The organism is Stenotrophomonas maltophilia group sp. Smal32, from assembly GCF_030237085.1.
In the GTDB taxonomy this organism is placed as follows: domain Bacteria; phylum Pseudomonadota; class Gammaproteobacteria; order Xanthomonadales; family Xanthomonadaceae; genus Stenotrophomonas; species Stenotrophomonas maltophilia_Q.
In genome coordinates this window covers 39,063-53,324 of sequence record NZ_JASJSI010000024.1, presented here as the reverse complement: position 1 = coordinate 53,324, position 14,262 = coordinate 39,063, and the positions used below count along the sequence as shown (strand labels likewise).

Below are 14,262 nucleotides of genomic sequence, written 5' to 3'. Positions count from 1 at the left end.
GTGTTCGTCCCGACCCTGCTCGGGTTGATGGTGTTGGCCTACCTGGTCAACAGCGGTCTGCATGCGCTGCTGCAGCGTGCCGGTGCCTATCGCCATATATGGCACCCGCCACTGTTCAACCTGGCGCTGTACGGGATCGTGCTTGGCCTGCTGTTCCACCTCCTGCGTTGGATGCAATCGTGAACAAGATCGTGAAGAAAGCCCTTCCCGTACTGCTGACCAGCGCAGCGGTGATCGTCGCCCTGCTGGTGCTGCGCCAGCTGTGGGTCTATTACATGGATGAGCCGTGGACCCGCGACGCCCACGTCGGCGCCGATGTGGTGCAGGTCGCGCCGGACGTGTCCGGGCTGGTGGAAACAGTGGACGTGGCCGACAACCAGGCGGTGAAGAAGGGCGACCTGCTGTTCGTGGTCGACCGCGCGCGCTACCGCATCGCGCTGGAGCAGGCGCGGGCCAGCCTGGCCGAGCGCCAGGCCTCGGTAGCGCAGCTGCGCCGCGAGATCGGTCGCGACCGCAGCCTGCAGGACCTGGTCGCCGCCGAGGATGCCGAAGTGCGCCGCGCCAAGCTGCAGGCTGCACAGGCGGCGCTGGCCACCGCACAGGCCGCGGTCGACCTGGCCGAGCTCAACCTGGGCCGTACCGAGGTGCGCGCGCCGGCCGATGGCCGGGTCAACGACCGCACGATGCGCGTAGGCGACTATGTGGTGGCCGGCAAGCCGGTGCTGGCGTTGCTGGATACCGGCTCGTTCCGCATTGATGGCTATTTCGAGGAAACCCGACTGCGCGGCGTGGCGCCGGGGCAGACGGTGGACATCCGGCTGATGGGTGAATCGACGCCGCTGCGCGGCCATGTGGAAAGCATCGCCGCCGGCATCGAGGACCGCTACCGCAGCAACGGCAGCACCCTGTTGCCGAACGTGACGCCGGCCTTCGACTGGGTGCGGCTGGCGCAGCGCATCCCGGTGCGCATCGCCATCGACGAAGTGCCCAAGGGCGTTGAGCTGATTGCCGGGCGTACCGCCACGGTGACCGTGCAGACCAACAGCACGAAGCACGCAGACAAGGCCGGCGCCGCGCCGACACAGGCGGGCCTGTGAACGCCACCCTGCCCCGTCTCGGCCTGATTGTCGCGCTGGCCAGCCTGGCCGCGTGCAGGACCGTTGGCCCGGACTATGCATTGCCGGAAGGCTCGGCGTTCAAGCGCCCCGAAGCCAATGCTGCCTTCATCGATACACAGAACCCGCACGTGGCCGCCAACCAGGCGCTGCCCGACCGCTGGTGGTCGTTGTACAACGACCCGGTGCTGGACGGGCTGATCACCCAGGCGCTGCGTGACAACGTGGAACTGAAGGCCGCCGATGCGCACCTGCGCCGCGCCGCCGCCGTGTACGAACAGGCGCTGGACGCCGGTGGCTTCGAGTACGAGGCCGAGGCCGGCGTCAGCCGCGCGCAGCTGTCGGCCGAATCGTTCCTGCAGGAGCACGAGCTGCCGGTGATCAACCTGGCCGATGGCAAGTTCGCGGTCAGCTACCAGTTCGATCTGTTCGGCAAGCTCAAGCGCGGCGCCGAAGCGGCGCGTGCCGACGAGCAGTCGGTGGCGGCGGCACGCGATCTGGCCCAGGTCAGCGTGGTCGCGCAGGTGGCCGACAGTTACCTGGAAATCTGCCACGCCAACCACGAGCTGCACGTGGCCGAGCATTCGCTGCAGCTGCAGCAACGCAGCCGCACGGTCACCGAGCGCCTGATCGCGGCTGGCCGTGGCACGCCGCCGGAGCTGGCCCGCGCCAATGCCCAGGTGGCACTGCTGGAAGCTGCACTGCCGCCACTGCGCGCGCAGCGCTCGGCGGCCGCCTATTCGCTGGCCGCGTTGCTGGGCCAGACCCCGGGCCAGCTGCCGGCCGGCGTGATCGACTGCGCGCACGCGCCCAGCCTGGCGCAGCCGCTTCCGGTCGGTGATGGCCGTGCGCTGCTGCAGCGTCGCCCCGACATCCGCCAGGCCGAACGCAAGCTGGCCTCGGCCACCGCGCGCATTGGCGTGGCCACCGCCGAGCTGTATCCGGACATCCGTCTGGGTGCCTCGGTCGGCGCCGCCGGCCTGCTGGAAGACTTCGGTACGCCGATGACCCAGCAGTGGTCGATCGGCCCGCTGATCTCGTGGACGCTGCCGTCGTCGGGCACGCACGCGCGCATCCACGCTGCCGAAGCCGGCGCCGACGCCGCGCTGGCCGAGTTCGACCACACCGTGCTGCAGGCGCTGCGGGAGACCCAGACCGCGCTGGACCGCTATGCGCAGGACCTGCGCCGCCTGCAGTCGCTGCGCACCGCACAGGAGCAGGCCGCGCTGGCCGCCGAGCAGAACCGCCGGCTGTACCAGGGCGGCCGCACGCCCTACCTGTCCAGCCTGGATGCCGACCGCAGTCTGGCCACCAGCGACGCCACCCTGGCCGCCGCCGAAGCGCAGGTCTCGCGCGACCAGATCCATCTGTTCCTGGTGCTGGGTGGCGGCTGGCAGGCAACGGTTGCCCCGACGGCGCCGGCCACCGCACAGGCCTCGGCGAAGTAAGCCATGAACGCGCTGACCGACCGCCAGGCGTGGCTGTTCTCGATCAAGACCTACCTGGCCGCGGTGGCCGCGCTGTACATCGCCATGGCCGGCAACCTGTCGCGCCCGTACTGGGCGATGGGCACGGTGTACATCGTCAGCCAGCCGCTGCTGGGCCCGACCCGCGCCAAGGGCGTATACCGCATCGTCGGCACGCTGGTAGCCGGCCTGGCCACCCTGCTGGTGCTGCCAGCACTGGTGGAAACGCCGCTGGTGCTGAGCGCAGCGATGTCGATCTGGCTGGCCGGTTGCCTGTTCATGGCCCTGCTCAACCGCGGCCCGCGCGGCTACGCATTCCTGCTGGCCGGCTACACCACCGCCTTCATCGGCTTCCCCGCAGTGACCTCGCCGGAAACCATCTTCGACACGGTGGTGGCGCGCAGCGAGGAGATCATCCTCGGCACGGTGGTGGCGGTGCTGTTTGCCTCGCTGCTGTTCCCGGCCTCGGTGCGCCCGATGCTGCGCGCGCGCATCGGCAACTGGATGGAGGACGCCGCACAGTGGTGCCGGCAGATTCTTGAACGCGGTCGCGCACATGCGCCGCGCAACCGGCTGGCCGCCGACCTGGTGCAGTTCGAGGCGCTGATCGAATTCCTGCGCCGCGATGATCCACGCCATGCCGGGTCGGCGGTGTCGATGGAGCGCCTGCGCGAGCGCATGCTGCTGCTGTTGCCGGTGCTGTCCTCGATCGCCGACCGCCTGAGCGCGCTGCGCAGCGACGGCCAGGCGTTGCCCGAAGGCCTGCCGGCGTTGATCGACGACATCCACGACTGGCTGGACGGGCCGACCAATGCCAGCGAGTACGCTCGCCTGCGTGCGCGCATCAGTGCGCTGAAGCCGCAGGTGGACCGCGACCTGCAGCACCTGCAGCTGGCCAGCCTGCTGCTGCGCCTGGAGGAACTGGTGGACCTGTGGCAGGACTGCCGCACCCTGCAGCACGCGATCGACCACGGCACCGCGCCGCTGGACCGCGCGCATTACCGCATCCGCACCGAGCGCGTGGCCGCCGACAAGCACGTCGACTACGGCATGGCGCTGTTCTCCGCGCTCAGCGCCGGCGTGGCACTGATGAGCTACTGCGTGCTGTGGATCGCACTGGGATGGGAAGGCGGAGGCAACGGCGCGATGATGGCCGCGGTGACCGCCGCGTTCTTCGCCGCGCAGGACGATCCGGCACCGAGCATGGTGTCGTTCCTGGTGTGGGCGATGGTGGCCTCGGTAGTGGCCGGCGTGTACCTGTTCGGCGTGTTCCCGGCGGTACACGACTTCGGCCTGCTGGCATTGGTACTGGCGGTGGTGTTCCTGCCACTGGGCCTGATGCTGCACCACCCGAAGAGCGCGCTGTTCGCGCTGCCGCTGACAGTGAACCTGGCTGCGCTGCTGAGCTTGCAGAACACCTACAGCGCCAACATCCAGACCTTCCTCAACTCGTCCATCGCGATGTTCATCGGCATTGGCTTTGCGGTGGTGATGACCCGTCTGTTCCGTTCGGTGGGTGCCGAGTGGACCGCGCGCCGGCTGGTGAGGCAGGGCTGGACCACGCTGGCCGAAGCCGCCGAGGGTCGTGGCCAGCAGGACCGCCAGCGCTTCGCCGCACGCATGCTCGACCTGCTGGGCCTGCTCGCACCACGCCTGGCGGCAACGCCGGAAGGCAGCGACATCGCCTCGGTGGACATGCTCAACGAGGCACGCATCGGCCTGAACATCCTGCAGCTGCGCCGCGCCCGGCTGGAGCTGCCCGAGCGCAGCCGCGAGGCGGTCGAGCACATCCTGGAGGACATCGCCGCGCACTACCGGCAGCAGATTGCCGCGCGCAAACCGATGGTGGCGGCCGAGGCGCTGCGCGAGCGGTTGGATACCTCGCTGGGCCGGGTCGGCAGCGTGGGCGCCTGCAAGGCCCGCGACGAAGCGCTGATGGGTCTGATCGGCCTGCGCTTCGCACTGTTTCCCGAGGCGAAGGCGTTGGCGCCGGGCTTGGCAATGGACACGGCGACGCAGCCGTAGCGCGCTACCCTCTGTGTCCACAGACTCCGCTCCGGGGTCGGATCCTTCGCCCCAGGCGAAGGCTCTGACCCCCGCTCTGCACAGGAAGCTCCAATGAGTTACGACATGATGGTGTTCGAGGCCAGCGCGGCCCCACGCGAGGCGGCGGCCTTCATCGCCTGGTTCGAGAAGCAGACGCAGTGGAACGAGCGCCACGAGTACGACGACCCGGCAGTCAGCAGCGCGGCGCTGCAGGCGTGGTTCGCGGAGATGGCGCAGGAATTCCCGCCCCTGGACGGACCACTCAGCAACGACGATGACGATCGTGACGAAGTGACCGAGTACAGCATCGGCCGGCAGGTGATCTACGGTGCGTTCGCCTACTCGGTGGCCGAGCGCGCGCACGGCCGTGTGCAGGACCTGGCCGAGAAGCACGGCGTGGGGTTCTTCGATGTGAGTGCCGATGAAGCGGCGATCGTGTTCCCCGATGGCCTGGTGCTGATCGCGGAATGACGCCGGGTCGGATCCCTCCCGAAGGGAGGGCTCTGACCCGGAACAGGCGTGTCTCGGGCGCCGGGGTCAGAGCCCGTTCCCGTTGGGAACGGGATCCGACCCCGGTTCAGAACAACTGGCCCTGCACCGCTGGCTGTTCGATGGGCGCCGGTGCTTCGATCACGTCTTCCGCACCCAGCCGCCAGGCCAGGCCACCCAACCGGCTGGCGTGGCGCTTCAACGCCGCCTGCAGCACGTCGGCGCCGCCGGCCACATGCAGCACTTGGCGGGCACGGGTCAGGCCGGTGTAGACCAGTTCGCGCGACAGCACGCGGCTGTCCTGGCGTGGCATCTGCAACCACACTTCGTCGAACTCCGAACCCTGTGCCTTGTGTACGGTCATCGCGAACGCGCTTTCGTGCGCGGGCAACGCGGCCGGGTGGAAGGCGCGCGGCTGCTCGACGGTGTCGCCGGGGAACCAGGCCACCATCGCGCCGCTGCCGTCGCGCAGGCAGATGCCGATATCGCCGTTGAACAGGCGGTGCCGGTAGCTGTTCTCGGTGACCAGCAGCAGGCGGCCCTGGAAGTAGCCCGGGGTGTTGCCGGCCAGCAGCTGTTCGATGCGGCTGTTGAGCCCGCGCGCGCCCTGCGGGCCTTCGCGCAGTGCCGTCAGCACGCGCAGGCGGCCGGCCTGCTGCAGGGCAAGCACCGGATCGGCCGCGTCGGCCAACGCACGCCAATGGCCCAGCAGGTGCTCGCGTTGGCCACGCAATGGATCGGCTTCGCCTTCGTGGAAATGTACGCCTGCCAGCGACCCACCACGCAGCAGCTGCAATGCGGTGCTGCTGTCGCCTTCACGCACGGCATGCGCCAGCGGTGCCAGGTCCAGCGCATCACTCTGCCGGTAACCGCGCAGCAGCTGCACGCGACGGCCGGCGAAGGCGCGTGGCGTGGCCTGTGGCTGCAGCGTCGCCGGCGCCAGCAGGCCATGCAGCGCCTGCGCATCGTCGGCGCGGGTGCCGATGCCATCGCCGCTGGCACGCAGGATCGCACTGAGTACGTCGCCGGCTTCCACCGACGGCAACTGGTCCGGGTCGCCGAGCAGGATCAACCGGGTGCCGCTGGCGATCGCATCGACCAGCTTGGCCATCATCGGCAGATCGATCATCGACGCTTCGTCGACCACCACCACGTCCACCGGCAACGGGTTGTCGGCGTGGTGGCGGAAGCGCGGCGAATCGGGAATCACGCCAAGCAGGCGATGCAGGGTGGTGCCGGTACTGGGCAGTGCCGCGCACAGTGCCGGGTCCACGCCGTCCTCCTGCAGGCGCTGCACGGCCAGCCGCAGGCTCTCGGCCATGCGTTCGGCGGCGCGCCCGGTGGGTGCGGCCAAGGCCACCTCGGGCAGCGGCTGCCCGGCCTGCCGGGCCTGCGCTGCCAACAGCAGCAGCAGGCGCGCGATGGTGGTGGTCTTGCCGGTACCGGGGCCGCCGGTCACCAGCGCCAGCGGATGGCGCAGGGTCACGCCGGCGGCGCGGGCTTGATGATCTTCGCTGTCCAACGCCCGCGGGAACAGGCGCGCGAACAGCGGTGCCAGTGCGGCCATGTCCGGCGCCGGCAGTGGATGCCGGCCGATGCGCTGCAACCCGGCCGCCAGCTGGCGTTCGTACTCGCGATATCGGCGCAGGTAGAGCAGGCCGTTTTCCAGCACCAGCGGCGCGTCCTCGGCGATGGCGTCGAACTGCTTGGGTGTCGCTACCCAAGGGGATGCGCGCAGCTGGGCCAGCCAGTCCTGCGCATCCGGCCATTCCGGTACGCCTTCCAGCAGGCGCTGCGGCTGCGCCGGATCGAAGCCGGCGTGGCCCTGCGACACTGCCAGCGAGGCCAGCGCCGCCGCAAGCGCCACGCTCTCGGGCGTGTCGTCGCGCAGCCGCATCAGGCTGGTCGCCAACGCATGGTCGAGGGTGCGCAGCTGGCCTTTCTTGTGCAGTTCCTTCAACAGGCTCATGCGCTGGCTCCACGCGCACGCGCCGCCAGTTCGGCCTGGGCCTGCTCGCCACCGGCGAACAGCGCGTCCAGTGCATCCACCAGCGCCAGCGGGAAGCGGTCCACATGCACGCCGTTGCCAGCGCCATCCAGCCCGCGGCAGAACAGGTAGCGGATGCCACCCATGTCGCGCTCGTAGTCGTAGGCTGCCCCCAGGCGGAAGCGCAGCCAGCGATGCAGGGCCACGGTGTAGATCAGTGCCTGCAGGTCATATTCGCTGTGGCGCATGGCGATGGCCAGCAGGTCCGGGCTGTAGCCGGGCAGGCGGTTGGACTTGTAGTCGAGCACGTACCAGCGCCCATCGCGCACGTAGGTCAAGTCGATCATGCCGGTCATCAGGCCTTCCAACCGGCGGCGCTGGCCGAAGCCTCGGCGACTGCTGGAAACGCCATGCGCGTGCAGTACCTGCAGCAGCGCCGGCACGGTGGTCGGTTCGATGGCGAAGTGGAAGTCGATTTCCGCGCGGCGCTCGCCCTCGGCCAGGCTGCACAGGGCGCCGCCTTCGGGCAGCGGTACGGTCAGCGTGTGGCCAACCAACGGCACCAGCACCGCCACGCCATCGTCCAGATCGACATCGGCATAGCCTTCGTCGTGCAGCGCCTTGCGCAGCACCTCGGCTTGCCCCTCGGGCGCTTCCAGGCCCGGTTGCCAATCCGCCCATGCAGCGAAGTCGACGTTCTCCATCGCCTCATGCAGCACGTTGCCGAAGCGGCTGCCCATGAAACGCGGATCAAGCGGCGCGCTGTCTGCGGCGGCCGCGGCGGGTTCCGGCAGGGCCGGTTCCAGCGGCAGTTCCGGGCCAGCCGGTTCGTCGGCCGCCGGTGCTGGCAGTTCGGTGGCGGCCGCTTCGATATCGTCGCCGGCGCCAGCATCGGCATGGGCCAGCTGGGTGAAGCTGTACACCCACCAGTCATGCGGCACGCGCCGGGTCAGCGCACGCACGGCCGGCAGGTCACCTTCCACTTCGGCCGCCAGCTGCGGCAGCGCGGCCGGCGCCTCGCTGTCGTCGACATACACATCAGCATGTGTGCGCAGCACCTGCAGGTCACCCAGCAGCGGCGCCAGCCGCGTCCTGCCGAGCCCAGCCAGATCGCCCACGGCGATCCACAGCGCGTGCTCGGCACGGGTCAGGCCCACATACAACAGGCGTGCATCTTCGGCACGCTGCTCGCGTTCGCGCTGCGCGGTGGCCGCTTCCCAGGCCTCGTCCTTGTCGAGCTTCCAGTGCAGCTGGCGCTGGCCGCCCACATGCACCGTGCAGTGCGACGCGGTGTTCGGCGCCCCGCCGTCGATGCCGATGAAGGGCAGGAACACCAGCGGATACTCCAGGCCCTTGCTCTTGTGCAGGGTGATGATCTGCACACGACGCGCGTCCGATTCCAGGCGCAGCAGCTGCTGCTCGTCATCCTGGTCGGCATTGGCCATCTGTCCCTGCAGCCAGTCCAGCAGGCCATGCATGCCCAGCGCCTGCGCGGAGGCTTCCTGCAGTAGTTCGCCCAACTGCAGGTAGTTGGTCAGGCGGCGCTCGCCATCGATCAGCGCCAGCAGGCGCTCGCCTTGTGCAGCACAGATTTCGGCGATCACCGCGAACGGGCCACCACGCTGCCAGCGTTCGCGCCAGTGCAGCAGCTGTGCCTGGAACCCGCGTTGCAGGTCGCCCTCGCGTTCCATCGCGGCGATCGCGCTGGCCTGCTGGCCGAGCAGTACGGTGGCCAGTGCCGCACGCAGGCGGCCTTCATCGGCCGGTTGCAGCAGGGCCAGCAGCAGCGCACGAAGATCGCGCGCTTCAGGGGTGGCAAACAGGCTCTGCTTGCCGGCCGCCACCGCCGGAATGCCCACCGCGGCCAGCGCGCGCTGTACCAGGGTGGCCTCGCGATGCGAACGCACCAGCACCGCGATGTCGCCCGGCTGCACCGGTCGCCCACGCAGCACGGCGTTGCCGGCACGCGCAGCAACCAGGGTCTGGTGGATCGCTGCCACACAGGCCTGGGTGGCGGCATCGCGCGAGGCATCGGCGCTCATCGCCTTGTCGCCGCCACTGCGCAGCACGCGCAGGGTCAGCGCGACGGCGGCACGACCATCGCGCAGGTAATCCTCGTCAACCCGCACGCCGCCGGGCCGCACCGGCTCGAACTGGATGTCGCGTTCGAGGAAAGCGTCTTCGCCGCCGTTGTCATACAACGCCTGCAGCGCACGCAGCACGGCCGGTCGCGAGCGGAAGTTCTGGTCCAGCACCGGTGCCTTCTGCGCCACCTGCTTGGCCTTCAGGTAGGTGTGGATATCACCGCCGCGGAAGCCATAGATCGCCTGCTTGGGGTCACCGATCAGGAACAGCGCCGGCGCCAGGCCGAGTTCGCGCACCTCCGGCGAATTGCCGAACACGGTGTGGAAGATGCCCCATTGGCGGTCGTCGGTATCCTGGAACTCATCGACCAGCGCGATGCGGTACTGCGCGCGCAGCTGCTTCACCAGTGCCAGCCGCTGCGGGCCTTCCAGCGCCAACGCCACGCCATCGATCAGATCGTCGTAGGTCTGCACCCGGCGAGTGCGCTTCAGTGCCTGCAGCCGCTGCGTGGCGTCGGCGCGAAGCGCGTGCAGGAAATTCAACGCGGTGGCACGCAGCCAGGCATCGCGTTCGGCCAGCAACGCGACATAGCGCGCCAACGGCGCCTGCAACGGCGACGATGGCGTGCGCTCGGCGAACTTCTTGTTGGTCTTGGCGGCCAGTGCCTCGGGCAGCAGCGCTGGCAGGCGCTCATTGGCCAGCAGCTCGCGCGGGTCGGCGCGCTCGGCCCAGGCCAGCAGCTGCCGGCCCAGCGGGTGCAGCCACCCCAGCTTGTAGGACACGCCGTTGATCCACTTGTTGTCGACCGCATCGCAGAGGTCGATGAAGAACTGCTCGCCATGCGCGCGCACGCTTGCGGACAGTGCTTCCGCCGCGCTCTGCAGGGCCGGATGCGGATCGGCCAACGCCACCGGCTGCGGCAACGGATGCAGCGGCGGTGCGGCCAGCAGCGCGCGCAGATCGGCGGCCAGCGCGTCCGGGGTGGACCACAGCCAGGTCAGCGGTTCCAGCGTGGCCGGGTCGTTGGCATGCACACGCCACAGGTCGGCCGCCAGCTCCTCCAGCAGCTCACGGTCACTGGCCAGCAGTTCCGGCGGGTCGAAGGTGTGGCCGCTCTCCAGCGCATGCTCGCGCAGCACGCGGGTGCAGAAGCCGTGGATGGTGAAGATGGAGGCCAGGTCGATCTCGTCCGCGGCCACCTGCAGGCGCCGCTTCAGTGCGGTGGCACTCTCGGAGCCGCCCTGCAGGTGGCGCTGCAGGACTTCGCGGGTCAGGCATACATCCGGCGCTTCACCCTCGGCCGGTTCCAGATCGACCAGGCGTGCCGCCAGCGCCAGGCGCTCGCGGATGCGCTTGCGCAGTTCCTGGGTGGCAGCGTCGGTGAAGGTCACTGCCAGGATCTGGCCGATGCGCAGGCCCTGCTCCACCACCAGGCGGGTGAACAGCGTGGCCAGGGTGAAGGTCTTGCCGGTGCCGGCGCTGGCTTCGATCAGTCGAATGCCATCCAGCGGCAGGGCCAGGTAGGGATCGCGGCTGAGGAGCTCGATGCCGTCCCCGATGACCACGGTGCTCATGCGCTGCCCTCCTGGCGTGATTCCGTGCCGAGGGTGCGGCCTTCGCGCACCGCGCTGAAGACCACCTGGCTGTTGCGCAGCAGGTCGGCATAGCTGGCATCGGTGGCGAATGGGTCGGCACCGCGCAGCAGCAGCTGCCAGGCGTCGCTGCTGGATTCACCCCAGGTGCGGTCGCTGCCGTGCCACTGCTTCCAGCCTTCGCTGCGCTGTTTTTCTGCCGGCGCGTTGTACAGCACCCAGCCGGTGTACGGGGCAAAGCGCAGCGGCTCACGCAGGCCACGCTGGCGCAGCTGCAGCAGTGCACGCAGCGCCGCGCGTGCGGCGGGAACGCTCAGCGCCGGTACGACATGCGGGCCCGGCCCGGCATCGCCGCCATCATGGAACTGCACCAGCGGCAAGGCATCACCGGCGGCATTGGCCAGCAGCCAGTCCAGGCCATGGCGGATCACCGCGTTGCCGTTGAGGGTGCCGGCGCGCAGGCGCACCAGGCCCTCGGGATGCCGATCGGCCACGCGGCCGTGCAGGCGCACCCCGTCGATTTCCACTTCGTAGCGACGGCTTTCCAGTGGTTCGCCCTGCATCCAGCCCAGCAGCGCACTGGCATACGGGCGGGTTTTCAGCTGCTCCACCTCGAACTGGCGCTCGCCCAATGGACCCGACGGCAGCAGTCCACGCGCGCGCAGGCGCGGGTACAACGGCTCGGTATCGCCGCTGAGCGTGGCACGTACCACCGCCGCCTGCACGCTGCGCTTCTCCGGCCCCCGCGAAGACAGCACCAGCGGTTCCAGGTCATCCACCTCCTCGACCTCGTCAGCCAGGCGCAGGCCCAGTGACTGTGCGAGAAACTGCCCGGCCGGGTCGCACAGGAAGCGACGCAGGGTATCGAGCGAGACCTCCTCTTCCACCGCATCGTCGAGCGGCGGTGGCAACGGTGCATCGAACCACGGCTGCAGGCCTCCACGCTGGCCGGTGAGGCGACCGGCAGCGGGATGCCACTGGCGGCGATAGCTGAAGCGGCGCGGGTCGCCATCGCCGAACGCGCCTGGCGAAAACGGCTGCAGTGCGTGGCGCACGGTGAAGTCGCGGGTGGCCACAGCCGGATCGAGGTGATACGCCGCAGCCGCATCGATCAGTTCGCTGACCAGCACCGACGGCTCACGCACGCTGCCATCGCGCGGATCAGCACCGAGGTAGCTGAGATAGAACACCTCCTGCGCGGCGGCGAACAGCTGCAGGAACAGGAAGCGATCGTCCTCGCGGGTGGAGCGGTCGCCCGGCCGGCGGCGCGGCGTATCCAGCTCCGCAGTGAGCTGGTTGAGACCGGCGGCCGGGTCACGGCGCGGGAAATCGCCATCGTTGAGGCCCAGCACGCAGATCACCCGGAACGGCAGCAGGCGCATCGGCACCATGCGGCCGAAGCTGATGCCACCGGTCAGCAGCGGTGCGCGCGTATCGGCCTCGCCCAGCGCGCCGGCGAAGTGCGAACGCACCACCTCCGGCGGCACGCCGTCTTCGAAACCGGCCTTGGCGGCGTCTTCAGCGAACTGGTTGAGCAGCTTGCGCAGGCGCTCAAGGGCACGCTGGCTGTTGGGCGAGCTGGGCGCGGTTGGCAGCAGTGCATCCAGCAGCGACAGCAGGCGCTGCCGCCACTGCGCGGGCGTCAGCAGTTCGCCGAGGCGTCGCTGATACACCGCCAGCACACGCAGCAGGCGCAGCAGACGGTCCAAGGCGTCCAACGCGCCGCCTTCCAGTTCGATCCACGGCGCCACGCCGGCCAGATCGGCCTCGCTGCCGGTGGCATGGCCGAGTACCAGGCGATCCAGTGCGAACTGCCAGGTATAGGCATCGTCGGCTGGCGCCTGATGCTGGTTGCGGTGCTTCGCATCCAGGCCCCAGCGCGCACCGGCCTGTTGCAGCCAGCCGTGCAGGCGGTCGAAGTCCACTGCTTCCAGCCCGGCCGCTTCGGCCAACGGCGCGCTGGCCAGCAGGTCCAGCACTTCGTTCAGGCCAAAACGCGAGACCGGCAGGCCCAGCAGGTGCACGAACACATCGGCCAGCGGCTCGCCGGCCAGCGGGCTGCTGTCGGCCAGCGCATACGGAATGTGCTCCTCGTCGCCCCCCCGGCCTCCGAATACCGCTTCCAGATACGGCACGTAGGGATCGATGTCCGGCGCCAGCACCGCGATCTCGCGTGCCTGCAGCGGTGGGTCGAAACGTGGGTCCTGCAGCAGGCTGCGCAGCTGGTCGTGCAGCACCTGCAGCTCGCGCAGGCGGGTATGGCAGGCATGCACCTGCAGGCTGGGATCGTCGCTGCGCAGAGCCTCGCGCAGCGCGCCCGAGGGCAGCGCACGGCGGTGGAACAGATCGCGCTGGAGGCGATGCAGCAGGCTGTCGGACAGTCCACCTTCGTCCAGGGTTGGCCGGGTGTCTTCCTCCGGATCGGAATAGGCGGCGATCTCGCCGGCCGGGTGCACCACCTCGTAGCTGCCCAGCACCGCCATGAAATCGCGGCCGGCCGCCCCCCAGGCTTCCAACAGGCGGTTCTCGCCGGCGGCCTCGCCGAACGGGTCCGGTGCGCCGCTGCGCAATCGCTCGGCCAGCGTCTGCAGGTCGCCCCAGTACGACTGCACCGGGGTGGGCATGTAGAAGTGCAGTTCGCCCACCCGCGCCTGGGTGGCCATCACCCGCAGCACATCGGGCGAGATGTTGAGCGTCGCGAACGCAGACATGCGCGGCGGCAGCCCATGCGGCAGCGGCTTGCCGGCGCCTTCGAAGCGGTCCAGGTACTCCTGGATGCGACGTGCACGGTAATCATGACCGTGGGTGATGGTGCGCCACAGGATCGCCTGCGGGTCGGCCGGATCGGCACCGGCTGCCCAGCGCAGCAGCCAGTCGCGGCGCCACGCCTGGTACTTCTCGAATACCGAGGCCAGCTCGCCCGCCAGCGCCCATGGCTTCAATGCGTCACCGCCGGCAAGATAGGACCGCAGCGCGCGCATCGGTGGCTGCGCCAGCAACGCCGGGTCGCGCAGCGCCTGGTACAGCTTCCAGTGCAGGCCGGCCGCGTCCAGGTCGTCCTGCTCGCCGCTGACATTGGCCTTCAGCGCGCGGGCCACGAACTCGCCCGGGGTGAGGAATTCGAGGTTGGCAGCGACACCGAATTCGGCGGCCAGTGTCGCTTGCAGCCAGCGGCGCATCGCGACCTGCGGGATCAGCACCACTTCCGGCGCCAGCAACGGCTGGCTCGGCACCGGCGCGCGCACGTTGCGCGCCAGCAGCGCGGCCAGCACGTCCAGGGAATTGGAATGGTAGAGGCGGAAATCGCTGCCTGGGTCACTCATCATGCACAGTGTGCAGGACGGCAGGCAGTATTCAATGGTCGGCCCATCGACGGTACGGATTGTTCCGGGCTGCCGGCCGATTGTCCCGGCCTGCGCCAAGCCCTGCCGTGCAACAATACTGGACCGTCCAGTCTGCTTATGTTCAGCCGGCTGGCCCGA

At 69.5% G+C, this 14,262-nt stretch carries 8 protein-coding genes; 5 read left to right on the top strand and 3 right to left on the bottom strand.

Annotation, left to right across the window (positions count from 1 at the left end):
* From QRO91_RS08360 to QRO91_RS08340, 5 genes are all read left to right on the top strand, one after another.
* On the top strand, positions 1-183 hold a 183-nt coding region (locus QRO91_RS08360), incomplete at its 5' end, for a DUF1656 domain-containing protein (RefSeq protein WP_285310361.1).
* A complete protein-coding gene (locus QRO91_RS08355) occupies positions 180-1,097 on the top strand; it encodes an HlyD family secretion protein (RefSeq protein WP_049429212.1) in 918 nt (305 codons plus the stop codon). The genes QRO91_RS08360 and QRO91_RS08355, both read left to right, overlap by 4 nt.
* Positions 1,094-2,563, top strand: a complete 1,470-nt coding sequence (locus QRO91_RS08350) for an efflux transporter outer membrane subunit (RefSeq protein WP_049429211.1) — start codon at positions 1,094-1,096, stop codon at positions 2,561-2,563. Before QRO91_RS08355 ends, QRO91_RS08350 begins: the two co-directional genes overlap by 4 nt.
* 3 nt (positions 2,564-2,566) lie before the next feature.
* The gene (locus QRO91_RS08345; protein ID WP_049429210.1) at positions 2,567-4,606 is read left to right on the top strand and encodes an FUSC family protein; all 2,040 of its coding nucleotides are present in this window, start codon (positions 2,567-2,569) and stop codon (positions 4,604-4,606) included.
* Positions 4,607-4,699: 93 nt separating this feature from the next.
* On the top strand, positions 4,700-5,098 hold the full coding sequence (locus tag QRO91_RS08340; RefSeq protein WP_197633478.1) for a hypothetical protein: 399 nt from the start codon (positions 4,700-4,702) through the stop codon (positions 5,096-5,098).
* A 106-nt stretch (positions 5,099-5,204) separates the two neighbouring features.
* Here the strand turns inward: QRO91_RS08340 and recD are convergent, their stop codons facing one another.
* The 3 genes from recD to recC are packed head-to-tail and all read right to left on the bottom strand — an operon-like array spanning position 5,205 to position 14,106.
* Positions 5,205-7,085 carry an exodeoxyribonuclease V subunit alpha gene (recD, locus tag QRO91_RS08335; protein WP_197619872.1) on the bottom strand — a complete coding sequence of 627 codons (1,881 nt, stop codon included), beginning with the start codon at positions 7,083-7,085 and terminating at the stop codon, positions 5,205-5,207.
* The gene (recB, locus tag QRO91_RS08330) at positions 7,082-10,762 is read right to left on the bottom strand and encodes an exodeoxyribonuclease V subunit beta (protein WP_197650271.1); all 3,681 of its coding nucleotides are present in this window, start codon (positions 10,760-10,762) and stop codon (positions 7,082-7,084) included. The genes recD and recB overlap by 4 nt, the downstream gene beginning before the upstream one ends.
* Positions 10,759-14,106, bottom strand: coding sequence for an exodeoxyribonuclease V subunit gamma (recC, locus tag QRO91_RS08325; protein WP_197650270.1), 3,348 nt, complete (start codon positions 14,104-14,106; stop codon positions 10,759-10,761). The genes recB and recC overlap by 4 nt, the downstream gene beginning before the upstream one ends.
* Positions 14,107-14,262 lie beyond the last annotated feature (156 nt).